The sequence below is a fragment of the Novosphingobium sp. BF6 genome, assembly GCF_058273105.1.
This window is the reverse complement of record NZ_CM177775.1, coordinates 2,535,645-2,560,767: the sequence shown is the minus strand read 5'-3', so window position 1 is coordinate 2,560,767 and position 25,123 is coordinate 2,535,645. Positions and strand designations below refer to the sequence as shown.

Annotated in this window: 35 protein-coding genes and 1 tRNA gene; 10 read left to right on the top strand and 26 right to left on the bottom strand. The window is 59.8% G+C overall.

The window, feature by feature from the left end; translation table 11 throughout:
* Window positions 1–50: 50 nt before the first annotated feature.
* The 7 genes from AC4D6D_RS12515 to AC4D6D_RS12485 all read left to right on the top strand — a co-directional run bounded on the left by AC4D6D_RS12515 (window position 51) and on the right by AC4D6D_RS12485 (window position 2,840).
* A tRNA-Pro gene (locus tag AC4D6D_RS12515) sits at window positions 51–127 on the top strand.
* 139 nt (window positions 128–266) lie between these two features.
* Entirely contained in the window at window positions 267–749 is a 483-nt protein-coding gene (locus AC4D6D_RS12510; protein WP_491325550.1) for a GIY-YIG nuclease family protein, read from the top strand.
* Entirely contained in the window at window positions 746–1,201 is a 456-nt protein-coding gene (locus AC4D6D_RS12505) for a hypothetical protein (protein ID WP_491325549.1), read from the top strand. The genes AC4D6D_RS12510 and AC4D6D_RS12505 overlap by 4 nt, the downstream gene beginning before the upstream one ends.
* A 538-nt stretch (window positions 1,202–1,739) precedes the next feature.
* Window positions 1,740–1,901, top strand: a complete 162-nt coding sequence (locus AC4D6D_RS12500) for a hypothetical protein (protein WP_491325548.1) — start codon at window positions 1,740–1,742, stop codon at window positions 1,899–1,901.
* Window positions 1,898–2,287, top strand: coding sequence for a hypothetical protein (locus AC4D6D_RS12495; protein WP_491325547.1), 390 nt, complete (start codon window positions 1,898–1,900; stop codon window positions 2,285–2,287). The genes AC4D6D_RS12500 and AC4D6D_RS12495 overlap by 4 nt, the downstream gene beginning before the upstream one ends.
* The gene (locus tag AC4D6D_RS12490; RefSeq protein WP_491325546.1) at window positions 2,284–2,580 is read left to right on the top strand and encodes a hypothetical protein; all 297 of its coding nucleotides are present in this window, start codon (window positions 2,284–2,286) and stop codon (window positions 2,578–2,580) included. The genes AC4D6D_RS12495 and AC4D6D_RS12490 overlap by 4 nt, the downstream gene beginning before the upstream one ends.
* Window positions 2,577–2,840 (top strand): hypothetical protein, encoded by a 264-nt coding sequence (locus AC4D6D_RS12485; RefSeq protein ID WP_491325545.1) that lies wholly within the window; start codon window positions 2,577–2,579, stop codon window positions 2,838–2,840. Before AC4D6D_RS12490 ends, AC4D6D_RS12485 begins: the two co-directional genes overlap by 4 nt.
* A gap of 208 nt (window positions 2,841–3,048) precedes the next feature.
* On the opposite strand, the gene AC4D6D_RS12480 is transcribed toward AC4D6D_RS12485, so the two are convergent.
* From AC4D6D_RS12480 to AC4D6D_RS12445, 8 genes are all read right to left on the bottom strand, one after another.
* Window positions 3,049–3,219 carry a hypothetical protein gene (locus AC4D6D_RS12480; protein WP_491325544.1) on the bottom strand — a complete coding sequence of 57 codons (171 nt, stop codon included), beginning with the start codon at window positions 3,217–3,219 and terminating at the stop codon, window positions 3,049–3,051.
* Window positions 3,212–3,592, bottom strand: coding sequence for a hypothetical protein (locus tag AC4D6D_RS12475; RefSeq protein WP_491325543.1), 381 nt, complete (start codon window positions 3,590–3,592; stop codon window positions 3,212–3,214). The genes AC4D6D_RS12480 and AC4D6D_RS12475 overlap by 8 nt, the downstream gene beginning before the upstream one ends.
* Entirely contained in the window at window positions 3,589–4,167 is a 579-nt protein-coding gene (locus tag AC4D6D_RS12470) for a lysozyme (RefSeq protein ID WP_491325542.1), read from the bottom strand. The genes AC4D6D_RS12475 and AC4D6D_RS12470 overlap by 4 nt, the downstream gene beginning before the upstream one ends.
* Window positions 4,164–4,445, bottom strand: coding sequence for a hypothetical protein (locus tag AC4D6D_RS12465; protein ID WP_491325541.1), 282 nt, complete (start codon window positions 4,443–4,445; stop codon window positions 4,164–4,166). Before AC4D6D_RS12465 ends, AC4D6D_RS12470 begins: the two co-directional genes overlap by 4 nt.
* Window positions 4,442–4,756: a hypothetical protein gene (locus tag AC4D6D_RS12460; protein ID WP_491325540.1), complete on the bottom strand. Its 315-nt coding sequence runs from the start codon at window positions 4,754–4,756 to the stop codon at window positions 4,442–4,444. The genes AC4D6D_RS12465 and AC4D6D_RS12460 overlap by 4 nt, the downstream gene beginning before the upstream one ends.
* Window positions 4,753–5,274, bottom strand: a complete 522-nt coding sequence (locus tag AC4D6D_RS12455) for a hypothetical protein (protein WP_491325539.1) — start codon at window positions 5,272–5,274, stop codon at window positions 4,753–4,755. The genes AC4D6D_RS12460 and AC4D6D_RS12455 overlap by 4 nt, the downstream gene beginning before the upstream one ends.
* Window positions 5,275–5,395: 121 nt before the next feature.
* Window positions 5,396–5,629: a hypothetical protein gene (locus AC4D6D_RS12450; protein WP_491325538.1), complete on the bottom strand. Its 234-nt coding sequence runs from the start codon at window positions 5,627–5,629 to the stop codon at window positions 5,396–5,398.
* Window positions 5,630–5,982: 353 nt separating this feature from the next.
* Window positions 5,983–6,699: a hypothetical protein gene (locus tag AC4D6D_RS12445; protein ID WP_491325537.1), complete on the bottom strand. Its 717-nt coding sequence runs from the start codon at window positions 6,697–6,699 to the stop codon at window positions 5,983–5,985.
* Window positions 6,700–6,983: 284 nt separating this feature from the next.
* Between AC4D6D_RS12445 and AC4D6D_RS12440 the strand changes: the two genes are divergently transcribed.
* Window positions 6,984–7,985, top strand: a complete 1,002-nt coding sequence (locus AC4D6D_RS12440; protein ID WP_491325536.1) for a P63C domain-containing protein — start codon at window positions 6,984–6,986, stop codon at window positions 7,983–7,985.
* A 57-nt stretch (window positions 7,986–8,042) separates the two neighbouring features.
* The gene (locus AC4D6D_RS12435; protein ID WP_491325535.1) at window positions 8,043–8,291 is read left to right on the top strand and encodes a hypothetical protein; all 249 of its coding nucleotides are present in this window, start codon (window positions 8,043–8,045) and stop codon (window positions 8,289–8,291) included.
* Here the strand turns inward: AC4D6D_RS12435 and AC4D6D_RS12430 are convergent.
* From AC4D6D_RS12430 to AC4D6D_RS12345, 18 genes are all read right to left on the bottom strand, one after another.
* Window positions 8,288–10,522: a hypothetical protein gene (locus tag AC4D6D_RS12430; protein WP_491325534.1), complete on the bottom strand. Its 2,235-nt coding sequence runs from the start codon at window positions 10,520–10,522 to the stop codon at window positions 8,288–8,290. The genes AC4D6D_RS12435 and AC4D6D_RS12430 overlap by 4 nt on opposite strands.
* Window positions 10,522–11,292 (bottom strand): hypothetical protein, encoded by a 771-nt coding sequence (locus AC4D6D_RS12425; RefSeq protein WP_491325533.1) that lies wholly within the window; start codon window positions 11,290–11,292, stop codon window positions 10,522–10,524. The genes AC4D6D_RS12430 and AC4D6D_RS12425 overlap by 1 nt, the downstream gene beginning before the upstream one ends.
* Entirely contained in the window at window positions 11,289–12,272 is a 984-nt protein-coding gene (locus AC4D6D_RS12420; RefSeq protein ID WP_491325532.1) for a tail fiber domain-containing protein, read from the bottom strand. The genes AC4D6D_RS12425 and AC4D6D_RS12420 overlap by 4 nt, the downstream gene beginning before the upstream one ends.
* Before the next feature lie 66 nt (window positions 12,273–12,338).
* Window positions 12,339–12,719, bottom strand: a complete 381-nt coding sequence (locus tag AC4D6D_RS12415; protein ID WP_491325531.1) for a GNAT family N-acetyltransferase — start codon at window positions 12,717–12,719, stop codon at window positions 12,339–12,341.
* Window positions 12,716–14,308, bottom strand: coding sequence for a hypothetical protein (locus tag AC4D6D_RS12410; protein ID WP_491325530.1), 1,593 nt, complete (start codon window positions 14,306–14,308; stop codon window positions 12,716–12,718). The genes AC4D6D_RS12415 and AC4D6D_RS12410 overlap by 4 nt, the downstream gene beginning before the upstream one ends.
* On the bottom strand, window positions 14,308–14,640 hold the full coding sequence (locus AC4D6D_RS12405) for a hypothetical protein (protein ID WP_491325529.1): 333 nt from the start codon (window positions 14,638–14,640) through the stop codon (window positions 14,308–14,310). The genes AC4D6D_RS12410 and AC4D6D_RS12405 overlap by 1 nt, the downstream gene beginning before the upstream one ends.
* Before the next feature lie 2 nt (window positions 14,641–14,642).
* Window positions 14,643–15,338, bottom strand: coding sequence for a phage adaptor protein (locus AC4D6D_RS12400; protein WP_491325528.1), 696 nt, complete (start codon window positions 15,336–15,338; stop codon window positions 14,643–14,645).
* On the bottom strand, window positions 15,335–16,084 hold the full coding sequence (locus AC4D6D_RS12395; protein WP_491325527.1) for a hypothetical protein: 750 nt from the start codon (window positions 16,082–16,084) through the stop codon (window positions 15,335–15,337). The genes AC4D6D_RS12400 and AC4D6D_RS12395 overlap by 4 nt, the downstream gene beginning before the upstream one ends.
* A 51-nt stretch (window positions 16,085–16,135) precedes the next feature.
* Complete coding sequence (locus AC4D6D_RS12390) at window positions 16,136–16,465, bottom strand: hypothetical protein (protein ID WP_491325526.1); 330 nt, start codon at window positions 16,463–16,465, stop codon at window positions 16,136–16,138.
* Between the two features lie 12 nt (window positions 16,466–16,477).
* Window positions 16,478–17,503 carry a phage major capsid protein gene (locus tag AC4D6D_RS12385; protein ID WP_491325525.1) on the bottom strand — a complete coding sequence of 342 codons (1,026 nt, stop codon included), beginning with the start codon at window positions 17,501–17,503 and terminating at the stop codon, window positions 16,478–16,480.
* 10 nt (window positions 17,504–17,513) lie between these two features.
* Window positions 17,514–18,650, bottom strand: a complete 1,137-nt coding sequence (locus tag AC4D6D_RS12380) for a hypothetical protein (RefSeq protein ID WP_491325524.1) — start codon at window positions 18,648–18,650, stop codon at window positions 17,514–17,516.
* Window positions 18,651–18,661: 11 nt separating this feature from the next.
* Window positions 18,662–19,003, bottom strand: coding sequence for a hypothetical protein (locus AC4D6D_RS12375; RefSeq protein ID WP_491325523.1), 342 nt, complete (start codon window positions 19,001–19,003; stop codon window positions 18,662–18,664).
* Entirely contained in the window at window positions 19,003–19,239 is a 237-nt protein-coding gene (locus AC4D6D_RS12370; RefSeq protein ID WP_491325522.1) for a hypothetical protein, read from the bottom strand. The genes AC4D6D_RS12375 and AC4D6D_RS12370 overlap by 1 nt, the downstream gene beginning before the upstream one ends.
* Before the next feature lie 24 nt (window positions 19,240–19,263).
* A complete protein-coding gene (locus AC4D6D_RS12365; protein ID WP_491325521.1) occupies window positions 19,264–19,503 on the bottom strand; it encodes a hypothetical protein in 240 nt (79 codons plus the stop codon).
* A gap of 172 nt (window positions 19,504–19,675) precedes the next feature.
* The gene (locus tag AC4D6D_RS12360) at window positions 19,676–20,062 is read right to left on the bottom strand and encodes a hypothetical protein (RefSeq protein ID WP_491325520.1); all 387 of its coding nucleotides are present in this window, start codon (window positions 20,060–20,062) and stop codon (window positions 19,676–19,678) included.
* The gene (locus AC4D6D_RS12355) at window positions 20,062–22,434 is read right to left on the bottom strand and encodes a cell envelope integrity TolA family protein (protein WP_491325519.1); all 2,373 of its coding nucleotides are present in this window, start codon (window positions 22,432–22,434) and stop codon (window positions 20,062–20,064) included. The genes AC4D6D_RS12360 and AC4D6D_RS12355 overlap by 1 nt, the downstream gene beginning before the upstream one ends.
* A complete protein-coding gene (gene terL, locus AC4D6D_RS12350) occupies window positions 22,431–23,906 on the bottom strand; it encodes a phage terminase large subunit (RefSeq protein WP_491325518.1) in 1,476 nt (491 codons plus the stop codon). Before terL ends, AC4D6D_RS12355 begins: the two co-directional genes overlap by 4 nt.
* Window positions 23,903–24,247: a DUF5681 domain-containing protein gene (locus AC4D6D_RS12345; protein WP_491325517.1), complete on the bottom strand. Its 345-nt coding sequence runs from the start codon at window positions 24,245–24,247 to the stop codon at window positions 23,903–23,905. Before AC4D6D_RS12345 ends, terL begins: the two co-directional genes overlap by 4 nt.
* A gap of 735 nt (window positions 24,248–24,982) precedes the next feature.
* Here AC4D6D_RS12345 and AC4D6D_RS12340 point away from each other — a divergent pair.
* The gene (locus AC4D6D_RS12340; protein WP_491325516.1) at window positions 24,983–25,111 is read left to right on the top strand and encodes a hypothetical protein; all 129 of its coding nucleotides are present in this window, start codon (window positions 24,983–24,985) and stop codon (window positions 25,109–25,111) included.
* Window positions 25,112–25,123 lie beyond the last annotated feature (12 nt).

The window sequence follows — 25,123 nt, the reverse complement described above, 5'->3', positions numbered from 1 at the left end:
CTATATAGGCGCGCTCCTGCCCAGGGCGGTCTTCGGAACGCCCACCCGGTCGGGGAATAGCTCAGCCTGGTAGAGCACTGTCTTCGGGAGGCAGGGGCCGGAGGTTCGAATCCTCTTTCCCCGACCAACATTTTGGCCATTTCCGTGGCCTGACGCGAACCACCTGTTTCCGTTTCCGTTCCCGCAACGGTTTCGGAAACAGGGCGGGCCGCAACAGGATCATCACTCCAGCGCGGCCCTCACCATACGCACGGTGGAGCGCGCCCATGGCTAAAACGCAAATCTCACGCTCTCATGAGCAGCACAAGACTCTCACTGCACTCGATCTCGCCCTGATGCCCGCCTATCGCCGCAAGTCGCGGTTGGAGGCTATAGGTGAGTCGGCTCCTTCAGAGACGGAAATCGAAACCGCCTGGCGTCAATGGCATGAAGGTTTCGGCGGCGAGCAGGTCTATTTCATCCAGCGCGGGTATGATCCCGAGGCGCCCATCAAGATCGGTCTCGCGAAGAACCCGGCACGGCGCGTAGCAGAGCTTCAGACGGCCTGCGCCGAGAAGCTTGTCGTGCTGGCGCGGTGCTCCGGCAATTGCAGCCTTGAGCGCGAGTATCACGCGCGTTTTGCGGCACACCGGCTGTCGGGAGAATGGTTTGAGCCTGCTGGGCCGATCCTTGCTGAGATCGAACGGCTGCGCAGACCCCGCGGCTCGTGCGCCGTCTTCGCGATCGATGTTTCGGAGGCGGCGGTATGATGGCTCCTTACGCCACTCTCGCGGACATGCAGGAATGGGCCGAAGGCATCATGTCTCGCAATCCCGACTTCATCATCGGCGATAACTACATGCGTCGCTGGTGGGTGATCCCGCGCAATACCTTCTGCAACGTCTACCTGCACAGCGATGACGATCGTGCGATGCATGATCATCCGTGGGCGAACACGTCTCTCCTGATTGCTGGAAGCTATATCGAGCACACCCCGGAGGGAACTTTCACCCGTACCGCTGGTCAGGTGATCGAGCGCGCCGCAGACGCACTGCACCGCCTTGAAGTGATCCCCGGTCAACGGGCGATTTCACTCTTTATGACTGGCCCCGCCGTCCGCGAATGGGGTTTCGCTTGCCCGAAGGGTTGGGTGCACTGGCGCGATTTTGTCGACAGCCGAGATAGTGGGCAGATCGGTCGCGGATGTGGAGAGATGACATGACCATGCCTGAGACCACCCAGAGCGATCTTGTCGAGCGGGACAATCTTCTTTCAAGCCTCAGCGACCGAGATATTGATCGGTTCTGGTCATCCGTTGGTGTCGCCGAAGTTGATAGTTGCTGGCCTTGGCTTAGGTCAGTCAGCTCTGACGGGTATGGTTGCTTCTCAATCAAAGGAAGGAGGTTTGGCGCTCATCGCCTTTCCTTGGCGATGGTGAGCGAGGATATGCCTGGGCGCGATATGCTTGCCTGCCACCGCTGCGATAATCCGCCATGCGTCAATCCTCACCATCTTTTTTGGGGAGATCACCGAGCAAACTCGCATGACGCAATGATCAAGGGCAGGCTTAAAAAGGGAACCCTTTGGTACCCTGTGTACAACGCCAGAAAAACGCATTGCCCCCATAGCCACCCGTACTCTGGAGAAAACGTATACATCAACAAGGATGGGCATCGGTGGTGTCGAGAATGCATAAAAGCCAAGCAGCTAGCGCAGAACGCTAAGCGACGCGCCGAACGAGCGCAGAGGAGGATTCCCACATGAAGCCCCGCTGGCTAGCAGCGCTGATGCTGATCACCCTCCCTCTGTGGTTCCTCCCCGCCCTTATCGTCATCGGATGGAAGGAGGAGGGGCGCGAGTTCATCGCCGAGATCCCCAAGGCCATCCGCTACATTCTCTTTGGCGAAAGGTTCACGTCATGACCCCTAACCCCGAGCAATCAAAGAGGCTTCTTGCGCTGGCGGCGCGGTGCGAAGCGGCGGAGGGGCCGGATGACGCCATTGATCTGGACATCGCACAGGTCGGCTATGACAATCGCCTTTTTGGCGTGAATTACGATCCGAGACTTTGGGTTGAGCGTAACTGCTGGGAGCCAACCGCCTCGATCGACATGGCCTTGGCACTTCTACCTGAGGGGCACGAATGGCTTCGCTGGGGGCCTGGAACAATGATCGTCATGCTTCCGCCGCAGCCGGGCGATACGGAGAAATCGTGGGCTCGTCATATCGAATGTCGAGGCGCCAACCCTGCCCTCGCTCTCACGGCAGCATGTTTACGTGCCCGCGCCCGCGCAGGAGACGGAGCATGATGGGCCTCCGCGAGCAGGTGGCGAAAGCCATCCACGAATCAAATCGCATCGTCCCTTGGGAGCAGACGTGCCAGCAGGACCTTGCATACGAGCGCGCCGATGCCGCGATCAAGGCCGTGCTGGATGCGCTCAAGGAGCCGAGCGAGGCGATGGAGCAAGCTGGCCAGAAAGCTCCTTTCGGTTGCATTGACCATCAGGACGCCGAGCACATCTGGACCGCGATGCTTACCACCTTCACCCGCGACCATTACCTCTCGGCGCTTGCCGAAGAAGGTGGTAAGCTGATCGAATGACCGACCTTACAGACGATGAGCGTAGCCATCTTTACGGCGCTCTTCTGCGGGGCCTCGCCAATCAGGCGCAAGACCAGCTTTGCGCAACAGATGAGCATCACGCTTGGGGCGAATGGGTGCAATCAGAGGTGAAGCGAGATATGCCACTGAAGTTCATCAGCGACCCAGAAGAATTGGCGCGCGAGATGAATAGAAAAATCCTGATCCGATCTGAGCGCAGATGCCTGAATTGCGGAAAGGAGCAGGTCAGCCTTCCTTGACCCCCGCCCCCTGATGTGAGATTCTGCGCGGGCTGCGGCGGAGTAGCTCAGTTGGTTAGAGCGCCGCCCCAAAAGGCGGAGGTCGCAAGTTCGAATCCCGTCACGTCGCAGCATAGGCGGTCTGGTGGATACCGGGCGACATGCCGGAGCGGGTGGAAGCCCCGCAGCTACTTGACGATCGTCAAATCCACACAAGCCGGTTTGACGATCACTTATCCGGACAATCCACCACCATCCCCCGCGCCTTGAAGAACCGGCACAGGCGTCCACCAGCAGCGCTGACACGATCCCCCCAGCTTTCGACAGAGGCGTTGTAGAGTGCCGAAGCCTTGGGATCGGTCACGATGTTGTCAGTCGGAACAGGCTTCTGCTCAGTCACCGCTGAAACGTCGGCACGGCTCGGGAATCCGACCGATTTTTCGGAGGCGCAGGCAGTTGAGGCGCAGGTCAGCGTCAGACACAACCCCGCCTTCAGGAGCAGCCTTGATGGCATCTTCGCGTTCCTTCTCGTTAATAAGATTCGTCATAGCGTCTGAGGCGCGTTCCTCGGCGCTCATGTCGAGAGCTTTCACGTCCTGTTCGCGCTGTTCCGATTGGTGCCGCTCGATCACACGTTCGTCGTGCGACTTCAGCCACCACCAGACGAGCAGGGCGGCGATGATCGCGAGGCCAGCGCTGTAGATCAGGCGCCGGACGCCATTGGGCAGGGCGGTGAACCATGTCCGGGCGGCGGTGAGGAAGGCGAGGGTCACGACAGGTATAGCGCCTTTTCAGCGGCCCGGCGCCGCTTCAGCCCTTCCATCGGCTTGCCGTCGTTGTAGACCCACTTGTCGAACTGCGCTGCGGCCCCGGCATAGTCGCCAGCCTTGTGCAGCTTGCCCAGCGTAGATGACCCGATCGCGCCCGTGTTGTAGTGAAAGCTCACCAGTGCATCGAACTGGTTCTGCGTGGTAGGTGTGTCCCCGATAAACTTGGAAACCTCGCCCTCGAACTTCACCAGATCGCGCGCGAACAACCGGTCAGCCTTGGCCTTATCCCAAACGGCCCCGAGCGGGATCTTGCCGCCGTTCTCGTCCACCGTCGTACCCCACCCGTTCGTGATCGGCAGGCCGTCTTTCGAGCCGGGGTCCTTATAGCTGGTCAACCTCAGGCTCTCGAACGAGTGAATGAGGTCGATGCCCTTCTGGCTCGTCTTCATGCCAACTGTCTCCTTGGGGATTCCGGCGCGATCGAGCGCGTAGTTGATCGCCTCAACCTGATCCTGCGTGAAGCCAGCGCCTTTTGCTTGGCGGGCAGCGTCGAAGATTGGCTTGCGGGGATCAGTCACAGCGCCTCTCTCCGCTCCATGCGCCACAACAGGCACAGCACGAACCCGGCGATGCCAAGGTGCAGGAATGACGTGCTCCAGTCGTCAAACGGGCTGTCCACCTTCAGGATGTTCTTGCCGAGGATAGGCCCGATGCGCAGGAGCATGCCCGATGCGATCATGACCAGCGCAATGCGCTCGTAGATCACGAACCGCTCGTGGTAGGCATTGAGCATGTAGACGACGATGCCGCTCACCAGCAGGGCCGTCACGACGTTAACGATCGTCCAGAATATCATGACTGGTTCTCCGTTTCGTTCGCCCCGTTGCCGAATAGCTTGCCCACCTGCTTAACTGCCCAGGGGATCAGAACGTTCGATCCGGTTGCCATGAGATAGATGACGCCGCCCGCTGCCCGCGCGTCCTTGATGTTGTCGAGCACGAGGGGGCCGACGAAGAAGGCAAAGCTGGCCGCCACGAACAGCGACATCGCCACCTCGGCCTTCGTCATGTTCTTCCACGACTGGAACGACAGCGATGTTATCGCGCCCGCAACGCTGCTCAGAAGGCTCCAGAGCAGCCGGTTCATTTCGGTGCTGTGGTCACTCATGGGAGCGGCTCTTCCGGCGCTGAATAGCGCGACGCCGCAAATGACCTGCTGCGGCTGCGGAAGCGAGCCAGAGCGCTATACAGAAGATCGACAACTCCCGGCCCTCCTATCATGAAAAATACGGCGAGTTGCGCCAGAAGCACGACCTGCAAGAGGTCGGAGTAAGCATCCGGGCTGAAGAGATCGAAGCTGTAGGCTAGGTGGATGATGATCTGCACTGCGCCCGCCGCCCAAAGCGCCCAGCCCCACCACCTGCGAAAGGCCACCAGCGCGCACGACGCCGCAAGCAGCGTGTCGGCCAGCATCCAGAGTTCTTTGCTCGTGACGTTGATGCCTGCCGCCGCTAACCCGTATTTCGGGGCATAGGGCGTGTAGGCAAGGTTGCAGAAGATGAAGTTCGCCAGCAGCAGGCCGGACAAAACCAGCGCTTCCACTCGCCCACGAAGAACTGCCGCGGCGCACCCAATGGCCGCCACGCACAGAGCGCCATTGAACGAGAAAAGCGCCGGTTCGAACATCAGCGCTTCTTCTTGTCTGGATCGCCAGAACCGCCACCGCCACTGAACGGGCGCTGCGTCGGCTTTGCCTGGGGCTTCGGCTTGGGTGCGGGCTTCTTCGGGGGCATGTTTGGCTCCTTGGTTAGATGAGGTCGTTGATGAGGGGTGTCGGCACGCCCAGCTCAGCCAGCTTGCGCCGAGAGCCGGGGGTTCCGCTTGCTGCCAGCGCGATCTGCTGGGCCACCAGCGGCGTGAACCCGAGTTCAGCCAGACGGCGCATGTTGCCAGTTGCGGCAGCGGCCTGCGTGGTGACTTCCTTCGCAGGCGGGGCTGCGACACCCTTTTCCATCAGCGCGCGGGTATTGGTGGTGACCATAATTTCCTCCTAAACAGGGCTTCTGCGCAGTGTGACGTTGATGTCTGCCGATCCAGTTTGCCCTGTCGCCGTGTCAGTCACGGTGCAGCGGAAGACAGCGCTTCTGGTCTCTTCAACGGCCAGACCTGTGGCTTGGAACGATGTGCTTGCGGTTGTGGTCGCGGTGAGGTTTATTGCGCCGCCCGAAACCTTCGACCACAGATAGGATAGGGAGCCGACAGATCCCGTCACCGTCGCGACAACCGAGCTTGATGTTACCGTAGCTGTTGTGCCACTTTGGTTGATAGAGCTAGGATTTATTGTTACGCGCATTGGCCGCCCAGACCCAGCGATCGCGCAGGTTATGCCGGTCATCAGCTAATACCCGACCCCGAGAGATACCATCCATCGGTAGACACGTTGATGATCGTTACCACCGCCGTGTGGGTCAGCGTCCTGTTACCCACTGATCCGGTCCCGGCCCAAATGAGGAACACGCCAGAGCCAGCGTTCAGCGCAATGGGCGCGCCGCTGTTGTTGATGATGGTAATCGCCGTGCCGGCAGGGAATGCGACGCTGGAAAACGGGACAATCCCCAAGGATCCGGAACTATTCCTGACAACAACCTTCCCCGCATCAGATAGGACAAAATTGTATGTACCTGCCACCGGGCTGTTAACAGGAAGGCCGCGGAACCCGGGCGAGGTGGCGGAAATCGTGCCGGTGTCGTTTACCGTGTTACTCGCGGCGATGGCGCTCGAACTGACGGTCCCAGAGGTCACCGTGACACCGGTCAGAGGGACGCTCGCAGTAATAGCAGTGTTCGAAATACCAAGCTTGCCAGCACTGCCTATGTTGAAAGTGTAGGTGTTGGTGGCACGGTCATAGATAAGGAAATCGCCGTCATCGAACAGCAACCGGGGGTTGCTACCTTCAATGCTTGCGTAGAATTTGGCATCAACCCCTACAGTTTGGCCGATCAAAGTCCCGCCATTTGTGATGCCGAACCCGTTCATGTTCAGGTCGGCCTGCAATCCACCCTGACCAGTGCGGCTCAGGGACTGCGACAAGGCCGCCGCGATGTCGTTCATCGCAGGGTTGTGCTGGCTGGGCTGGATCGTCTGGCCAGAGCTTACGATGGTGCCGCTTGGCAGACTGTAGGCGCCGTTGGGATCGCGTGGCAAAGTGGACCTCTTGCTTTTGGGGCAAGCAGGCGAAGTAGGTCCAGCCCTGCGATTTCAGCGGGAGAATAGCCGATACCGCGCGGCCTTACAAGCGTGCTGGCCGGGGCGCGACATGGCAAACCCTAAGTTAATGCTTGCATGATGGGTGTGCTAGCATATGCTAGCAACATTACCGTGCAAGCAGGTGAATCATGAAAGACCCAAAAAAGGTAGAGGCTGGTAAGCTAAGAGCGAAGTCGATGACGCCAGAGCGCCGTAAGGAAATCGCAAGCGCGGCCGCTGAGGCGCGTTGGAGTGCTGACCTACCAGAAGCCGATTTCGAAGGAGAATTCCTTATCGGCAGTGATTTAGTGGCATGCGCTGTTTTACGTGACCAAAGGCGAATTATCACCCAGGCCACGTTTCTGCGGGCACTAGGTCGTTCACGATCCCCGAAGGCAGGGACTGGGGTGCTTTCGACGGTCGACGAACTACCCTTCTTTTTGCAGGCTAAAGCACTTAAACCTCTAATATCAGAGGATTTATTGGCGTCGACCAAACCTATATTCTACCGCACTCGGTCGGGGAAAAAGGGCGTTGGGTACGATGCCGCGCTCATACTCGGCGTCGCCAACGTTTACATCGATTTTGGCGAAAAAATGCTGCGAGAGCAGGGTAAGGTGGCCGATCGATACAATAAGATGATCGCTGCCGCGAAGGCGATCAAGTCTGCGTTCGCAGAGGTCGGTGTTGCCGCGATTATCGACGAGGCTACCGGCTTCCAGGACGTTCGCAATCGTTTAGCACTTCAGGAGATGTTCGAGGCGGTTCTTCGTAAGGAGCTGGCCGCGTGGGCGAAGCGGTTTCCTGATGAATTTTACAAGCAGATTTATAGGCTTCGTGATTGGGAGTGGAAAGGGCGGCATATCAACCCGCCGCAGATCGTTGCGCACTACACTAACGATTTTATCTATGATCGCCTCGCCCCAGGGCTTCGCAAAGAGCTTGAGACGCGCATGCCCCGCTCGGAATCTGGCGCCAAGAAAGGGAAGCTTCATCAGCTTTTCACTGACGACATCGGCCATCCTCTGCTAGCCCAGCATGTTCACATGGTCACGATGTTCATGAAGGCTGCTTCATCGTGGAACGAGTTCAAAACCAATCTCGATAAAGTCGCCCCAAAGCAGGGGGAGAATTACGAACTGCCTGTGTGATGTGAGCTATCCTGTTCACCGCTAGTCGCGCGTGCGGGGCTGTGGTAGGGGTGGGGGATGGAGATTGCGACAACCACCCTTATTCTCGTAGGCGTTGCTGTTTTGGGCGGATACGTGGCCCTAAGAAGGCTTTCCGAAAAGCTTGATGATATCCGCGAGGATGTTCGCCAGTTCGCGAAGATGGAAGCGGATGACGCCGCAAAACGTGAGGCAAGCAACAGTCGCAGACTTGGCCGTATCGAAGGATTGGCTTCTAGCACCCACGAAGGCTTGCAAGACCTTCGCGAGCACCAAGAAAGCCGTTAATTCCCCGCATACTGAGAAATTTGCCCAGCCATTATGGCCGCAATCACTTTTTGTGTTTGCGGGTCAATGAGTTGAGCTTGTTCGATCGCCCCGCCATTGCGGGCCAGCAGTTCAGCGATGTCAGCCCGCCTAGCCATATTGGCATTTGATAGCGCTCTAGCCCCAGCGCCAGCAGTTAGCGAAGCACCTCCCAAAGTTGCGCCAAGAGCCGGGCCGCCGATTGAATTTCCGATCATATACGGGACGCCGGCGCTAAGCCCCCCGCTGACTATGCCGGTGGGGGCCGCTTTGCCTATAAGATCAAGACCTCTCGAAACCGGAGTGCCATAGACAATATCGTCGATCGCAGCTCCAACCTCAGGACTGAAGTTCTCGTACCCGCGTATATCTCTGCGCTCCAGGTTGGCGTATTCGTTCCGCAGCGCATTCGCAGAAGGTCTAGTGCCCGCGACCCTGCGAGCATCCTGAAGGGTTTCAGCCTGAAGATAGCGGCTTGCGACATCACGTGCCTCATCAAAGCCGGGCGCCAAAGGTTTAACCCAGTCATCGAACTGTCGAGTAAGGAGTCCTGCCATCCTTTGGTCGGCAGCGTCGGTGCTGCTTCGGCCCTCTGCCACAACCTTGCGAACGGCGTTCATTTCCTTCGGTGTCATGGGCAGAGATTCGTATTGCTCAATTAGGTTGAGCGCCTTGTTGGTGCTGCTGTCAGCACTGGTGATGCGACCAGACGGCCCAAGCTGACCTTCATCACGCAACGTCTTCCTTACCGCATCAGCGAGCGCTTGAGTTTGCGAAGCATCGGCCGTTGCGCCGGTCAGTTCAGCATTGTCGTAGAGACGGGAAGCCTGCTCCTTGAGCTGGGGAACAGTAGGAATAGATGCCTCAATACCCCGCTGGGCTGCTCGCTGATTTGCCGCCAAAATCCCGGCCCCCGTAATCCCGGTGCCTACAAGTTCTCCAGCCAGCTCCGCATACGGATTGCCAGGCGCAAGCTGTTGGGCGGTTGCTGCGCCCGCGCCGCCACCGGCAGAAGCGAGAAGTGCCTGAGCGATGCGCGCGCCATTTGTTTCAACTGCTGCAGCCGGGATCAGGGACGATCCGACAGATTGCGCGGTCCTGCGAACAAACTGCTTACTGGGGTCACTGCTCTCTGCTCGCACGGCGCCTATGTCATTGAAGGCTCGGTTCCACCACTGGCCGCCCAAGAACGGATCGCTGATCTCAGGCAGATTGGTATTAGCGATCGCGTTCACCCCTTTCGGGATAAGGTTAAGCCCTGCAGTAGCGATGTCTACTGGAAGGCCAAGGGTTCCAGCGATACCTTCATTGAGGCCTGAAAGACCTTGGCTCAGATAGCTGCTATCCCACGTTTGATCAGAACCTTGCGGCCCAGAAGGTGGCGGCAACTGAGGGCTATCGTCAGTTACTCGAACGGAAAGGCCCAGAAAGTTGCCCTGGCTATCATAAAGGCCGCCATCTCGCTCGATCGTGCCATCTTCCTGCAAAGCGCCGCTGTTCGCAGTCGCGGCGGCAGGCGGCTTGCTGGCGTATTCTTCATACTGCGCGAGAAAAGGATCAAAGGCATCCGGGCCGATGACATATTTCGGATCAATTCCGTTATCGGAGGCATCGCGTGAATACCGGTCCCGAATCTGACGGTAAGCAAGCCCCATCTGCTGGGTAGCCGCGAGCATGTCGCGCTTCAGGCGTTCGCGAACGACAGGGGGCAAAGCGCCGCCGCCCTCGATACCAAGCTGCTTCTTATAGCCAGCTACGGCTTTATCCCAGAAATTTGCGCCATTGGCCGCTGCGCCTTGTTCGCTTTCGCGTACCACCGAGCCCGGATCCATGACTTTTGCATAGCGATAGAGCAAGGTCTGGTCGCCGGTAGCATCATCACTAGCACGGAGCCCTTGCATCACCAAGGGCACGACTGCCTCGTAGGCCTTCACGGCGGGAAGGGCGTCGTAATCCTTTTTAAGATCACGGGTGTTGCTGAATTGGCGTTGCCGATCGGTATCGCCAGCATCTTTGATGCGCAGGTCGAGGTTCTGCTGATCCCTACCGCCTGCCGCTGCTGCTCGAGCATCGGCATTGCGTTGAAGCTGTTGATCCTCCTCCTTGCGCCTTTCGTCGTTGGCGGCATACGGATTGAGCGGAACCACAGTCACGCCTCGCGCCGTGCCGCCGTTCAACTCCTGTAGAAGCGCAGGGTCACTGATCTTGGGCATTAGAGGCCCTCCGGATTATCGTACCATTCGCCGTTGACAAGATATGCCGTCTGGCCATTGGAAAGGCGCTTCGATTGCGGCTGTGGGCGGCTTAGTGGCTGGAGGGGTGAACCAGAAGGGATATTGCTTCCACCCTGAATGCCCTGACGCCGCGCGGCCTCCCCCTGCATGACGGCGATCTCTTCAGGAGTGAACGCATCGAACCAGGCAGGCTGCTGCGGAGCAGCGGGCGCCGATCCACCCAAAGACTGCGCAACCAGTGATTGCGGACCGAACACAGAGTTCCCGCCGACAACCAGATTAGTGAACGGGTCGGCTTTGGCATCAAAAGCTTTGCGAGCGCCCGCTTTGATTTCTTCAGGTGTGAGGCCGCCAAGCAGGCCCAATCGCTCGATCTCAAGCGGGGTTTGCGCCTTCGGCTGCCGGCTCTTGAACACATCACCAGCCAGCGCGGAAACCACCGGATCGACACTAGACAGGCCTGCCGCGAGGTCGGCGTTGCCTTGACCCAGAAGCGCCGCGATCTGTGCGCTCCTGTCTGCCGCCGCCGTTGCCTGCTGCTGGGCCTGCGAACGATCGATGTCGCGAAGTTCCCATGCGCCGAGAAGGTTCTGAGCGACGCGTCCGAGACCCTGCCAAGGCGAGGCAACCGGCGAGAAGTCCGGCTGAGCGTTCTGCATGGCCTGACGCGCGCGCAAATCATCGGGCGAGATGCGCGAGCCGCCGCGGCCCCATGTGAAAGGCGTGCGCTGCGTGGAAACCAACGTCATGCCGCTGCCCTTTCATAATCCACCATGAGATAGCCGCTTTCGTCCCGGTGCACGGCTTCCGGCTTCACCTTGGCCACGTCCTGAGCCATCAGGCCGATCTCCATCGGGCCGCCGCTCTTGTAGCGGTAGGCGTAGACCGGCAGACCGTTGTCGAGCCTGCCGACAGCCTTGATGTCTTCCTTCAGGCGGCGGTCGGAGAACTTCGTGATGGCCGAACCGCCCAAAGCACCAGCGAGGCCGAACAGGCCGCCAAGACCTGCCTGCGAGCTTTGAAGCTGCGACTGGTACTGCTGGTTCACGAGACCCGTATAATCCACACCTGCGACCTGAGCCTGCGGGGTGGCGCTGGACTGCGTGCCCGGGTTTGCGATCTGCGAGCCGGACAGCAGGGACGCAATCTCGTTCAAGGGCTGATTACGCGTCGTGAGTGCCTCGTTGAAGGCCTGCTGGCGGCCATTCAGGGCAAGCTGGTTGAGCTGGTCGCTGTTCGTCCGGCCAAGGCGCTCAAGCTCGCTGTTCCATGCAGCAGTGCCAGGTCGCAGGCCGCGGTTGATGAGCTGCGTTTCAAGCGCCTGTTGGTTCTGCTGCTGTTGCGGAATGATGCGCTGCGAGGCGAGATCGTAGGCCCAATTCGAGGCGTCATCGTTGGTGAACTCGAATGGGTTGTTGAGATATTGCTGGAGCTTGGCGGATTGCTCAGACGCGATATTGGCGAGATTGGTCTGGGCTTGGGTAGACTTGTCAAAGATCGCCTGTTGCTCGGGCGTGTAGGTGGTCGTCTGGGTGTATGTCGGAATTGTCCGATACTTCCCCGTGCTATCGACAAAGCCGGTGGTCCCGGTCTGATTGTAGCTGACCGAACCCCAGGGGTTTACCTGGCCTACCATATTGACTTGCTGCTGGGTGAGCGCCGTATCCGTATTGAGGCCTGATTGGGCTTGCGCGGTGGCTACGGGATCGGGTGCCTTTGGCGTTTTCAAGAGGAGCTTCCTGTTTCCAGAAAGCGCCCGAAGTAGTGTCCAGCGGCGCTATGTTTGGGCGGTATCCTAGCGGAAGCGGTATTCATCCGCAAGCACGCCGATGATTACCCCGTCCCGCCCTTTCCCAAAGTGGTTACGCATCCGGCCTTCTACTTGACCGCCTAGTTTCTCGGCCAATGCGACAACCTTGGGACGCTCCGTCGTGGCGGTAGCCCTCAAACATCCCAATTGCCCAAAGACATAATCCCCCACTGCGCGCAGGAACCCGCGCGTCCATCCTTTTCCTGCCGCTGTAACGTGTACGTCGTAGCCTTCGAAGCAGTTGAAGACGATGCCTGCAACGATCTCTCCGCCCCTTTCCAGACCCATGCAGGTGTAGGGCGGGCAAAGCGGGAAACCGAGGGTTTCAGACACAAATCGCGCCACCCTCTCGTCAGCAACGATCATGTGAAGGTTTCAGCAGTCTCGAAGGTCAGTTCCAGGCGCACGAGTTCCGCATCAAGGGGGGCGATCGTCCCGCTTGAAACGGTGTATCCCAAGCTCAGCGCATAGCCGGACCCGCCGACTGAAGCTCGATCCTGCGTGATGACCTGCGCCGTCGAGAACCCCCATGTCGATACGCCCCACACGCCGTCACCCCAAACGCCGCCAGCAGCGGCGACAGGAGCATTGGGGGCAACACCAAGGTCTGTCTTGTAATCGACCAGCATCGTTACCTTGCCGGGCACCTTGACCGATCCTCGAACTACCGCGCGACCGGTCTTGCCGATCTTGAGGGAGGCAGGCGAACCCATGTCTTCGAACAACGGGGCAACGGCGCCCGTGAAAATCTGCCCGTCGTCTGTGCCTGAAACGTTGGCCAGATACACCACACCTGCGGGAGATCCGAAATAGAGCTGCCCCTTGAAGACCGTCATCGAGAGAGCGTGCCAGTTGGTGTATCGGCACCACGCGCCTGTCTCGGTATTCGAGATGAAAAGCACCGGATCGCTGCCGCCGATTACATCGGGAGGCGAGATCACCGCCATCTTCTGCTCAGGCCATAGCTCAAGCTGCCAATCCGAGTTGCCCCGCTTTTCGAGCGCATCCGTCCAGGCATCCGCGATGTTGTAGCTGACCGTCGCCACGCTCAGCGATGTCACGTCGAGGGTGATGGCCTTGGATAGAGGCACGAGGCCAACGGATGTCGCCACGGCAATGTCACCGCCGCCGCGGAAGAATGCCTGATTGCCGAGCGGCGTACCGATCCGGTAAAGGCCGACCTTGCTGAAATCGGTGACGGGATCAACGCCTTGGTAGACAGCGACCTCGCCTTCGGTAGAGACGAAAATGTTCTGCTCTGAAAGACCGCCCTCCGCGCCAGCATCGAGCGACCAAGTTGCACCGAACTGAAGCGCCCCGCCGCGCCCGAAAATGCCGGACAGCGGGAACCACACGAGATTTCCGCCGATCGCGTCGGGGTTCTCCATGTAATAGGCGTCCATGCTGTCTCGGCGCGCGAACCAGAGGCGGTTCTTGTAGACCCAGACATACGACATGTTCGCTGTCGTCAGGCCACCCGGGACAGTGATGCCGGACAAGGTAGAGAACGTGGTGCCGTCGAAGATGAATCCGGGATTCACTCCGTTCACGCCGATCAGATAGACGCCGCCGGTTGTGGCGAACTGCACCACAGACCATCGGCCACTGCCATATCCGGTACCCATCAGTGTGCCGGGTGACGTAGGGCTTGCGGGCGAACTGATGTCGTAAATCGAGTTCGCGCTTGCCGCGAAAAGGCGGTCATTGAAGCCGTTGTCGTAGCTGAACATCGACAGGACATCGGCGTTTATTGTGGCGTGTTTCTGCTTGCCGCGGCGCAAGATCACTGACGACGATTTCGGGAAGAAATTGTCGAGGACAGCCGCTCCCTGGCCTTGGAGGGAAGTAGGGTCCGCCAGATTGCGGTTCGAAATCCATCCAGCAGTCGGGGCGTTGAATTTCTTCAGCTCCGCCTTGCGTGGCTTAGGGCGCGTCTGGCGCCGGGCATAGACCATCAGGCCACCAGAATGCCCGGCGTGATGCACATGGTGTACTGGCCGGCAGTGACACCGCCCATACCAAGCGAGATATGCGACGGGGCATTGGTCAGGCCGACGATCTGCTCTTTGCGAGCCGACAGGTCGAGAGCCATGCTGTTCTGATTGCTCGCTTCGATCGTGTCATCACCGAGCGCAATATAGGTGTATGCCGTCGAGCTGGGGTGCCCGGTGGAGACGATCCGCAGGGCAGGAATGTCGCCTTCCGTCATGGGAAGCTCGACGCGCTGCGGAAGGTTGCCCATCAGTTGAACGATGAGGCTCGGCCCGGTCGGTGCGAAAGTAGCCATGATTATCCTCTCACGATGCCAGTGTAGGCGATGCGCCCGCGGTTCCCGAGAGGGTTTCGCGAGCCGAAACGAATGATCTGCGAACCGGCGTCTTTACCGCCGTATTCATCCAGCGCTTTGATGAAGGCCTCCTGATCTCCAGAGGCATCCAGCTTCTTGATGTCGGCCCGCCAGCGCCAGATAAGTCCAAGCGTCAAAAGGCGCTCGGACAGGACAAACGTGTCCATGTCGTCGGTGAACGATGTCTTGGGCGTTCCGTCACCAGCCTTGGCCCACGCCTTGCTGATGTAGGGGAACACAGCATTGCCATTAGGTGCGGGGGAAAATCGCAGCTTGTCGCCGTAGATGATCCACCCCCCAGGATACCCGGGATAGCCCGCGCCTTGGTCGAACAGGAACGCGTTGATGTCCGTGTAGGCGCGATATCCCCACAGCCACTGAGCAGGGTTCTGCACGTCCGAATTGATCAGCATGCGACTGTAGTCTGAAGGAAGATCGTAATCGCTAGATCCGTCAGACGTGATCTCGGCCACCCGCGTCAGCGTCTGCCAGTCCTGATACTGCGCAATGTCCTCGGCCACCTCGTTGACGAGGTATGTCATTTCCATAGCGAAGGTATCATCCACACCAAATGCGGACGCCGGGCGCTGCCCGATCAGGACGACAGCCGCGTCTTGAATGGCCTTGATTACGGTCACTGCTGAGACAGGCCCGAAAGCATCTGCTCGAGAGTGGCGCGCGAGGGATTACCCTGAGGGCGCTGGCCGACGAGATCAGCGATGCGATCCTTGATTTCCTTGTCGGTGAGGCCCGCATATTGCGAAGGCTCCTCTTCCGATGCGTCCTCCTCGGGCGCAGCAGGAGCAGAAGCCGCGCGAAGCTCGTCGAGCTGACGGCGCAGTTCGTTGATCTCTTTCTGCTGATTCGCGCCATCGCGGCGGTCTTCGAGGTAGCGCTTGGCGAGCGGCTTCATGGTGTTGCCGAGCATGCCAGCCCTCTTGAGCGCAGCGCCTTCCAGGTGAGCCATGGCCTCGATTGAATAGATGTTGAGCGCGCGGCACTGCGAGAGGTTCGCCTGGCTCGCGCCGTAGGAAAGAAGCTCTTCCAGCGGGGTTCCCTCGGCTTCCTGCGCCGACCCGGCGAGGAACTGCTGGTACTGATCCTTGAACATTTCCGCCCAGGTGACGACAGCGCCGGTATCTTCGTTGATCGTCGCCATCTCGTCCACGCCGAACTTGGGGCGGTACTGAGCGTTTGCCGCGAAACGGATCTCGACCATTTCCTTCAGTTCATAGACCGGCTTCTGGGCGATGCGCGATCGCACCTCGTTATAGACGTTCTCGTACATGAAGTACGGCGTCATGGTGTGGCGGCGATTGTCACCAGCAACGCCATTGGCCGAGGGGATTACGATATCATCGCGAGAAATCGGCGTGATCTGCATGTGAACAGTCCTTGAAGCGAAAGGGCGAGGCCGAAGCCCCGCCCAATCAGGTTAGAGAGCGCCCTTGCGCGCCCAGAAGAACGCGCCCGAGGGAACGCCGCTGGGTGCGAGAGTGCTGTTGGGGGCGTAGAATCCACCGCCACCGGCAGCAGCGGTGAAGGCCGGCTCGGTGATCGTGACCTGCGTGCCGGGAGCAGCCGCCGCGGCGATTGCCGCAGAAGCCTGAACCAGAACGTAGTCATGACCATCGGAGCCAACGACCTTACTGCCGAGGCGGGGACTGATGAGCTGCATCTGGCCGGGGATGTCGAACCAGACGCCACCCGCAGGGATGACCGTTTCGATACCGGGGCCAAGGCTCGGAGTGATGCGGAATGCCATTGTCTTACCTCCTTAGGCCGTGCGGATCCGCCAGGAGTAACGGGGGTTCCCGTTGACCATCTCACCGTTCCAGACGAGGAACTGAGCGATAGCATCCTGGTTGATGGGCTGGGCGCCGTCGCCCGGGAACAGCGGGACCATGTTGCGGCTCGGGTGATAGAACACGTCGAGCGCCTGAAGGTCGATGCCGTAGATGGTGTTGGCAGGCATGACCGTGCCAACGCCGGTCGCGCAGAAGACCTCGATCGTCCCCGCCGGGGTCGCGACTTCGAGACCACCGTTGGCGCCGAAGCCGAGAGTCGCCCCGCCGCCATCGGCACGAACGATGCGCTGGTGAGCGACCATCGATGCCGAAATAGCCTGGTAAGCATTCAGGTCGGCAACCGCCACGTCGGCGTGACGACGGCCCTTCGACCGCTGCGCCACGACGCGCTCCAGGATCGGACGGCAGGTCGTCGAATCCCAGGTGGTGCCGATGTCGGAGAAGTCGCCGCCGGGCACGTTGTAGTAGGCGGTACGCCAGAGCGGGTTGGTCGCGCGATCAATGCCGCCGTAAGTGCCGGTTGCCGGGTTGATCGGGATGGCGCCGCCGAAACCGATCATCTGACGCCCTGCGTCACCCGTACCGTCGCCGTGGAGGGCAAGCTCCCACAGATCCTGCATCGAGTTCTCGGCGGTCTCCATGTACTCGTCGAGCAGGTTGTAGATGCGCGTCCGACCTTCGTTCGCCAGCAGTTCCGTGCCGGTCAGCGAGAAGCCGACAGCAAGGTTCTTCGGCGTGAAGACGGCATCGTTGAGGATTTCCTTGGGCTGGGCGTCCAGGTAATCATAGCCGGTGAACCACTGGCCACCGAGCTTGTCGATCTGGAGCGTCTTGCGGATTTCCGGGCCGGTGTAGGTCTTGAAGCGACCACGCTGGCGCAAAAGGTTAGAAACCGGGTTGCTGTTGAACACCAGATCCTGGATCTCCTTCGAGCGATACGCAAGGGAGGTCGAGAGAATCTGGCGGTACTGCCGGTCATTCGTGACAGCAGGCATAGCCTAATCCTTAATGAGTGAGACCAGCGTCAGCCATGGCCGCGCGGATAGCCTCTTGGCGGGACATCTTGCTCCTGCTGCGGGCGGAGACATCAACCCCGGTTGCAGGTGCACCTTTGACGGAAGTAGAGCCGCCGAAGTTAGAGCCAGCGCGGCTTTCGGGATCAGGCCTCTGCTCGGGGTCCCGCTGTTCAACATGCGAAGTCGGATTGATCCGCACAGCCATGTCATATGCCTGCGAGAGCCTGTCATAGGGGCTCAGATTGCTTGGAATCTTACCGGATTCCAGGAAGAACGCAATATCGTCGTGCAGTTCGTCATAACGCGGATTGGCCGCGCGGAACGGGTCGATAATGGCATTGGCGACTTGCTGTTGCTGCATCGCCTGCATCTGGTTGCGCAGTTCCTCGACCTCACGGTTGGCCTGCGGTGCCTGGGGCTGTCTGGCCGCCTGCTGCATCATCTGCTGATAGCCCTGTGGGCCAGCCTGGACGATGTGTTGCGCAACCTCGTATAGCGAAACCGGCTGCCCATCTGCCTTACGTGGGCCGATCTCCATGAGGATAGAATTGAGACCTGCGAGGGGGTTGCTCGCCATCAGGTTCTCAATCTCGTTGAGCTTGGTCAGGCTCTCTCGAAGCTCACGTCCGTTCTGACGCGCAAGATCGTCGAATTCACGTATGCTCTCGTAGCGCTGCGAGGCCTCGGTATGCTTGACGATCTCTGCCTCATGGTCCTTGAGGGCGCGTTCAAATTCGATCTTCACATCATAGGGGACGTTCAGCCACTTCTCTTTCGCAGCTGGGCTGAAATTCTTCGGCACATCGGGGTGACGCCGCTCGCCATGCGGCTCCTTGCGCTCTTCCCTGGTAGGCTTTTCCTCCTGAACTTCGGCCTCTTTGGGCTTCTCTTCTACCTTCGGTTTCTCGGCGCCGTCCTTCTCGACATCGCCGGTATTGGCCTTCTCGACATCCTCAGCGGCGCGCTTGATCGCATCAAGGCGGCTTTCCGGCTGCTTCTTTTCAGGCTCAGCCGCTTGCTCGCGGTGCTGCGACTGACCAGGATCAGTGGCGCGCGGATCGTCGATCTGGGTCGAGACCTCAGGAGTAGGCGCGGGGGTCAGGTCGGTGCTAAGGTTGTCGCTCATGTTTTCCGTCCTCAAAGATCGCCCATGGCCCGCTTGATGGCCTCGATCGATTTACCCTTGTCTCGCGTGGGCTTGGTGAAGTGATGGATTTCGGCGTTGCCCACGCATTCGTAAGCGATGCCCTGCGGGTTGCCGTCCGCACGGTATGACCGGTACAGGGCCGACTTGCTGTCGTAGGTGTTGCCATCGGCCATCGATTTGATGGGGTCGATGTTATCCGACATGATCGTAAGGCCGTGCTCGACGCGGGCGACAGGTTCCCGTTTGCGCAGGTACTGCCGCCCATCGTCGAACACGAACCATGCCTCGTCCGCACGGAACAGGGACGGCTCAATGCGGACAAGGCTCGCCATTATTCGGCGTCCTTCTCGCGCTTTTCAGCGAGCTTCTTCTCGGCCTTCTCGTCACGGTAGGACGCGTGGCTGCCGACCGGGGAGTTCAGCGCGATCGATGCCTTAACCTCTTCGGCGCTTGCTTCCGGCGTGCGCAGGATCAGGTTCTCGTTGGTCTCTGCGGCCTCGGTCGGATATTCAGCGTCGCCCTTAGCGACTTCCGCGGCGCGCTGTTCGGTGGTCTTGCGATTGGTCATGGTTTTCTCCTCTTTCCCCGCAAATCAAGGTTCGATCGCGAACAAATGAAGCGTCGCAGCGATCGGCGTCGGGTTCAGCGACAGGGCACCGAGCAGCAAGGCGAGAAGCCCTGCCGACACACGGTTGATCTGGAACGTGCACTGCGTGTTCGTAGGGTCGCCCTGAACCTGTACATTGAACAGGTCGGTCGTTCCCGATGGCACCTGCACAATGGCGCAGACTGCCGGGACGACACCGGGGCGAACGCGGTGGGATAGGTCCACGTGTAGGTCGCCGAAGCGCTCGACATGGTGATGATCTGCCGCCGAACCTTGCTGGCGTGCGTGTGGTCTGCCAGCGCGAAACGCATGGTGCTGCCGAGCGAACTGCCCACCGCCACAGCCGGGGGAGCGGACGAGGCGGGCAGCGCGGGCGGATATGAGACGCCATCGCTCATCAGAAGGTTTCCAGCACGCCAACCGTCTGCGCGGCAGTCGGTGAGGTTCCATAGATGGCAGCAGCGGTCTGGATGGTTACCGCGGCGCCGGGAGCGGCGGCCAACGGGAAGCCCGTAGTAGCGCCCGTGGTGACAGCAGACGCGACCAGATAAACGATCTGAGAGCCGGTGATGTTGGTAAGCGTCACAGACTGCCTTCCAGCGCGAGCCGCCACCAGAAGCGTCGCAGCCGCGTTGGAGATCGATGTGGCAGCCTGGCCCATGGCAACGTTAGGAGCGCCAACCACTCGCTCGAAGGACGGCGAGGAAACGGAAGCACCTTGGCCGCCAATGACATTACCGGCCTTATCGACCGGGGTTACAGGTGTAGCGCCGGGATAGGCCATCACTCGCCTCCTTGATTGATTGCTTGCTGTTCGCTGAAGTTCTGTTGGCGCTCGCCCATCTCGGCGCTTCGATCGCTCTCCATGTCGGCGCGCTGGTTGCGCTCAGCGGTCATGGCTTGGTCGGTAGAGCGCGCATCGATGTCTGCGACGGTCTTGAATTGGTTGAGAGCCTGCTGGTCCTGCGCAATCCCGGCATCGACCAGAACCTTGTAGGTGTCGGCGCGAAGCTTATCGATCTTGGCTTCCATCTCGCGTTCAGCCTGAGACGCCTTGACAGCGGCGTCATCTGCTGACTGCTGCAGTTTTGCCATCTCCACCTGATGCTTGCGCTCGGATTCCTGCTGCTTACCGATCAGCTCGGCTATCTTGCGCTGGTTTTCGGCGTTCTGCTCTGCCGCCTTTGCCTGAACGCCGGCCATAGCCGCCTGCGCCTTGAGCTGCTCAGCCTCGGCAAGCGTCTTGTTTGCCTCTGCCAACCCCTGGTCTTCACCGCCGCCTTGCTGCTCAGCCATCTTCGCGGCGATCTCGGGGGCGTTCTCGACGAGTTCGTCAAGCTGCGCCTCAAGCATGCGGTTGCCGCGTGTGTAGGGCTGCATGGTCACGCGCAGAACCGTTGCGGCCAGCTTCACGCCCTGTTCGCCAATCTGGAACAACGGGAGCATCGAACCAATTGCCGACGAGAAGGCCTGAAGCATCTCACTGCCCGCGCGTTTCTGGGCCATCTCATCGACGATTACGGTGGAATCTGTCTCGATGTCGATGATCAGACCGCGTTCCTTGCGGTCCTTGATGATCTCCATCACGTCTTCCACGACGACGATATGCTGAAGCCGCTCGAACTGCGGTCGGTATTTCTCGGCAAGCTGGGCCTGCGCCTGCTGGAGCTGCTGCTGGAGCTGTTGCCGGTCCACGCCTTCACCGCCCTGCTGAATGGCCTCCTGCGCCTGCGCGGTGAGAGCCTCCATTTCCTCCTTCGCTGCGTCAGTCAGGTCGCGGATCTCCTTGTCCACATCCCTGCGGCTAGGGATTTCCATCTGGGCGATGTCGAGCAATGTTTCCTGGTCGAAGTTGGTGCAGACGAGTTCGGTGGAGATGCGCGCAGTGTCGCGTGATACCCGCACGATCTCATCCGTCTTATCCTTGACGCGAACGGACCCGTATTGGCTCTTGAGCTGCTGGGCGCCATAGGTCTCGTTGGCCTCGGTCTCGCCGCGCATGATGTCGCTGATGCCGGACAGCCGGTCAAAGTCTGAAAAGAGCTGGGTCCGCGCCTGGATGAGGCCGGTGATGGTGTTCGCGATCATGTCGATCGGAACCCATTGGATGTAGTCACCGCCCTGGTTCATTGCGGCGCCCGGCACCGGAATGAACATGTCGTTCCCGGTCTCGGCCATCGCGGTTTCGAGAGCCTTACCGATGTCACCGCCAGCAGGGAGCAGGCCGACCAAACGGACCCGCTCAAGCAGCGAGTAAATCCGCGAGGTCAGGAAGTTGATCTGGTCTAGATGCGGCTCATAACGCAGGTAATCAGGCACCGGCACAAGCGTGCGGCGCTTGAGGGTGCCATATGCCGGGCGTGGGCACGGGAAGAAGTCGCGCAGGCTTATCGGCGGATCACTCTCGTCGAGGATCACATCCACGCCTTCACTGACCCAATAGACCTTCTTGTTCGTCTTCGACCAGAACGACCATACAGCCGCTTTCTGGGTTTCATCGCGGGCGCCTTCCTCGAAGTCCTGGCGCGCCGAGATGTAGTTGGCGAGCAGATAGGCATCACCGGACTTGCCGCTGAAGCGCTCCTTCATCTGCTTTTCGTTGAGCCACCCGCGCCGGGCCACCCAACCGGTTTCCGACCAGTACCGGGAAGGCTCATGCAGGAAGTCGCGGCGGTCCACGTGATCGACGCAGATCCGTTTGCCGCCCTCACTCTCGTAATCGACCCAGAGAACGCCACGGTTGAGCAAGGCTAGATCATCGCGCACCTCGCGAAGTGCCAGATCGATGTTGCCGCGCTCGAACTCGCTGTTTACCACCCGTTCAATCACTTCGGCGGCGACTTTGGCGGCAGGAGAGGCATCGGAATATCGAGGCTTAGCTACCACGTTCGGCGGTTTGGCGTAGATCGCCGGCTTCAGAACCTCCATTGAAGCCCAGAAGAGATCATATTCCTGATCCTCAAGGCCGAGGGTGTCGAGCATGTCGCCAAGCTGCTGGCGGCCAGAATAGATCTGGTCGATACGGCGCGCGTTCTCGTCGAAGTCGCGCATTTCCCGTTCCGCCTGGATGATGGCGTTCAGGATGTCTTCGCTGCTCTTGGGGTCGCTCGAAACGACACGCACCGGAAGCTGGTATTCGTCAGCAGTGCCGATCATCGACGCCTCCCTGTGCCAAGCGCCGGAACTGGAATCGCGCCGCGAGGAATGGCGCGCTGCTGCTCCTTGGGTTTCGCACCCATTTCCATACGATCCATAAGCTGCCCCACGAGACCCAGCGCATCGACCTGGTCGTCATGGACGCCGACAGGGAAGCTCATCAGTTCGGAGGTGAAATCTGCCAGCCACTCGGCGTCGCGGGGAACGTGCAAGCCCTGAAGAGCCATGCGACCGCGAATAGACTGAGCGCGCACCGCCTTGTCGCCGCGCGTAGGGAACTGCTCGCGAGCCACGTAGCTCTGCGTTTCAAGCATCCGCTTGACGAGGAAAGGGCCGACGCCGGACTTGATCTGGCCTGTTTCCTCAGCCCAACCGATCGGCTTCCACTTGCGGACCAGCGCGCAGAACGCGTCAACCCATACGTCGGACGAAGCCTGCGCGCGCCACAGGTCTAGCAGGTACATGCGGTTCTCGTGATCGACGCCGACGACCGCATGAACGGTGTAGTCGCCGCCATCTGCCGTCACAGCGTAGTCGGATCCGCCGTAAATCTGCATCTGCGCAAGGGGTGGGATAACATCGACGTGAACCAACCAATCCTTCTTGAAATAGTCGCCGCTGTCGGGGGCTGGGCGCTGCTGGTAGAGGGCCGTCCAGTCTCTCGCGCCAACCGCCAGCTTGATCTTGTTAAGGGCGGTTTCGTCGTACTGCTCAGGCCACAATGCCGCGCCGGGTTCACGGCCAAGCGCATCTTCTCCTTCAGCGATTGCGGGCAGGTTGATGATGTCCCAGCCTTCGTGCTGGTGCTCGGCAAGCAGCCAACCAGACAGATCGTCTTCGTGCCAGCGGGTCTGAATGACCACGACTGCGCCGCCAGGCATCAGGCGCGTGTAGGCGGTCGAGGTGTACCAACCCTTGATCTTGGCACGGATGGTCTCGGAATCGGCATCTTCGCGGTTGCGCACCGGATCGTCGATGATGAGAAGATGCGCGCCGCGACCGGTCAAGGGGCCGCCGACACCGACCGCGTAGTATGCCCCTTGGCGATTGGTGGTCTGCTCGAAGCCGCCGGCAGCGCCATCGACCGAAAAGCGCCGGGAAGCGCGGCTATCATCAGCCAAGCCAACGCCGGGGAAAATGGCCTGAAACGTCGGATCGCTGATCTGGTTTTTGACCTGGCGCCCGAAGTCGTCGGCAAGGTCCTGCCCATAGGTCGCCGTGATGACGTACTTGTCCGGGTTTCGCCCGAGATACCATGCCGGGAAGTACGTCGATGCCAGCAGGCTCTTGCCGTGGCGCGGCGGGACGAAGATCATCAGGCGATCAATCTCGCCCCGCTCAACGGCCTCAAGCTTGCGACAGATCAGCCGATGGTGCGCAGCGTCCTGATAGTGCGGCCACTGGTACGCGACATATGGCAGTAAGCGCGAGAACGCGAAGTCCTCTGCGGTGAGGGCAGGTGCGGCGCTCAATGCCTCACCTCCTGGCCATTCTCGCCAATGACGCGCTTGAACGCCTCGACCGCTGCGTCTCGCTGCTCTTTGCTGGAGATCGTCAGGTCAGCGGAAAGGTCGATTTCCTTAGGCAGGATCGACGCGATGACCTTGACGTAGACTTCTGGCTTCGTCTCGCGGACCACAGCGATGGCCTTGACGCCGTGAGCGCTGAAATCTTCCTGAAGCGCCTTGAGGAATTCCTCCCCCAGCTTGGACCGCGAGCCTTTCGGTCGGCCGCCGGGGTTCGCGACTTGGCCCGGCTTGAACCAGCCAGAGTTCTTCTTAGGGCTGTCTGACGAAGGCGCGCCATTCTCCATGGGGCATACCAACTACGCCCCATTTTAATGGCCTACTATGTGGTTTAATTCATGCTGGCGGCTCTAAGCGCGGCCCGATCTCAAGGAATTCATGGTCGGCATACACGTCTCCGTGCGCATCGGGGATCGACCAATGCGGGTGAACGTACTCGCCAACGATCCAACGGAAGTGATCACGGACCCAATACCAGCCATCCTCGCGACGGCGCTCTCTGGCGGGCTCCGAAGCTAGCGTTCCGCTCTGCCAAGGGTACGGCTCTTGCCTATCTTCGGAGGGAACGCGAACCCATTGGCCTTTCTCGTATCGCCACGCCAGAACTCGAACCGTACGTTAGTCATTCTCTCCAAGCCCCATAATTGCCTCCTAAGCGCCCTCAGGCGGCTAAAGCTACCTCGGCACCACCTATGTTCGTTTCGGCGCTAAAAACGCCCTTGGAGCGGAAATTTGGGCCATATACCGCCATTAGGATACGGTAGATGTGCCTGCGATCCGCCCCGGTAGCCCGAACCACCTGCATGATGGTCTCCGGCCTGTGCTTCTCGATGTAGTTTAGCACCCGAGCGCGGGTGACTGGCGGTCTGCCTCTCATGATAAGCCTCCCTGGCAACCGTTCATCGCGATTTGCCACCAAGCCATAAGCTTGATGACGCCCACGGCTATGCCTCCGCAAACAAACGCCAAGAGGGTTACTATCCAGACCGCTAGCCAAGCATTGTGCATGTTTTTCATATCTGATGCTCCATGACATAGATGATGAGAAACGCGGCTGCCCAGACATGCATGCCGGTGAAAAACCTAGTCCTTTGGAATTCATCACCCTTCTTGAAATGAACCCAAAAGGCGAAGCTGAAGAAGAAAAATAAAGCGACCCACGA

Bases quoted from the DNA above. Each gene is read 5' to 3' on its own strand.
- AC4D6D_RS12485 (WP_491325545.1), top strand. From the start codon at position 2,577: ATGACCGACCTTACAGACGATGAGCGTAGCCATCTTTACGGCGCTCTT.
- AC4D6D_RS12425 (WP_491325533.1), bottom strand. From the start codon at position 11,292: ATGACGTTGGTTTCCACGCAGCGCACGCCTTTCACATGGGGCCGCGGC.
- AC4D6D_RS12385 (WP_491325525.1), bottom strand. From the start codon at position 17,503: ATGCCTGCTGTCACGAATGACCGGCAGTACCGCCAGATTCTCTCGACC.
- AC4D6D_RS12490 (WP_491325546.1), top strand. From the start codon at position 2,284: ATGATGGGCCTCCGCGAGCAGGTGGCGAAAGCCATCCACGAATCAAAT.
- AC4D6D_RS12375 (WP_491325523.1), bottom strand. From the start codon at position 19,003: ATGGCGAGCCTTGTCCGCATTGAGCCGTCCCTGTTCCGTGCGGACGAG.
- AC4D6D_RS12440 (WP_491325536.1), top strand. From the start codon at position 6,984: ATGAAAGACCCAAAAAAGGTAGAGGCTGGTAAGCTAAGAGCGAAGTCG.
- AC4D6D_RS12465 (WP_491325541.1), bottom strand. From the start codon at position 4,445: ATGATATTCTGGACGATCGTTAACGTCGTGACGGCCCTGCTGGTGAGC.
- AC4D6D_RS12345 (WP_491325517.1), bottom strand. From the start codon at position 24,247: ATGGAGAATGGCGCGCCTTCGTCAGACAGCCCTAAGAAGAACTCTGGC.
- AC4D6D_RS12415 (WP_491325531.1), bottom strand. From the start codon at position 12,719: ATGATCGTTGCTGACGAGAGGGTGGCGCGATTTGTGTCTGAAACCCTC.
- AC4D6D_RS12445 (WP_491325537.1), bottom strand. From the start codon at position 6,699: ATGAACGACATCGCGGCGGCCTTGTCGCAGTCCCTGAGCCGCACTGGT.
- AC4D6D_RS12430 (WP_491325534.1), bottom strand. From the start codon at position 10,522: ATGCCCAAGATCAGTGACCCTGCGCTTCTACAGGAGTTGAACGGCGGC.
- AC4D6D_RS12405 (WP_491325529.1), bottom strand. From the start codon at position 14,640: ATGGCTACTTTCGCACCGACCGGGCCGAGCCTCATCGTTCAACTGATG.
- AC4D6D_RS12390 (WP_491325526.1), bottom strand. From the start codon at position 16,465: ATGGCATTCCGCATCACTCCGAGCCTTGGCCCCGGTATCGAAACGGTC.
- AC4D6D_RS12455 (WP_491325539.1), bottom strand. From the start codon at position 5,274: ATGTTCGAACCGGCGCTTTTCTCGTTCAATGGCGCTCTGTGCGTGGCG.
- AC4D6D_RS12380 (WP_491325524.1), bottom strand. From the start codon at position 18,650: ATGAGCGACAACCTTAGCACCGACCTGACCCCCGCGCCTACTCCTGAG.
- AC4D6D_RS12355 (WP_491325519.1), bottom strand. From the start codon at position 22,434: ATGATCGGCACTGCTGACGAATACCAGCTTCCGGTGCGTGTCGTTTCG.
- AC4D6D_RS12360 (WP_491325520.1), bottom strand. From the start codon at position 20,062: ATGGCCTATCCCGGCGCTACACCTGTAACCCCGGTCGATAAGGCCGGT.
- AC4D6D_RS12340 (WP_491325516.1), top strand. From the start codon at position 24,983: ATGCTCCATGACATAGATGATGAGAAACGCGGCTGCCCAGACATGCAT.
- AC4D6D_RS12460 (WP_491325540.1), bottom strand. From the start codon at position 4,756: ATGAGTGACCACAGCACCGAAATGAACCGGCTGCTCTGGAGCCTTCTG.
- AC4D6D_RS12410 (WP_491325530.1), bottom strand. From the start codon at position 14,308: ATGGTCTATGCCCGGCGCCAGACGCGCCCTAAGCCACGCAAGGCGGAG.
- AC4D6D_RS12395 (WP_491325527.1), bottom strand. From the start codon at position 16,084: ATGCAGATCACGCCGATTTCTCGCGATGATATCGTAATCCCCTCGGCC.
- AC4D6D_RS12495 (WP_491325547.1), top strand. From the start codon at position 1,898: ATGACCCCTAACCCCGAGCAATCAAAGAGGCTTCTTGCGCTGGCGGCG.
- AC4D6D_RS12435 (WP_491325535.1), top strand. From the start codon at position 8,043: ATGGAGATTGCGACAACCACCCTTATTCTCGTAGGCGTTGCTGTTTTG.
- AC4D6D_RS12450 (WP_491325538.1), bottom strand. From the start codon at position 5,629: ATGGTCACCACCAATACCCGCGCGCTGATGGAAAAGGGTGTCGCAGCC.
- AC4D6D_RS12510 (WP_491325550.1), top strand. From the start codon at position 267: ATGGCTAAAACGCAAATCTCACGCTCTCATGAGCAGCACAAGACTCTC.
- AC4D6D_RS12500 (WP_491325548.1), top strand. From the start codon at position 1,740: ATGAAGCCCCGCTGGCTAGCAGCGCTGATGCTGATCACCCTCCCTCTG.
- AC4D6D_RS12370 (WP_491325522.1), bottom strand. From the start codon at position 19,239: ATGACCAATCGCAAGACCACCGAACAGCGCGCCGCGGAAGTCGCTAAG.
- AC4D6D_RS12505 (WP_491325549.1), top strand. From the start codon at position 746: ATGATGGCTCCTTACGCCACTCTCGCGGACATGCAGGAATGGGCCGAA.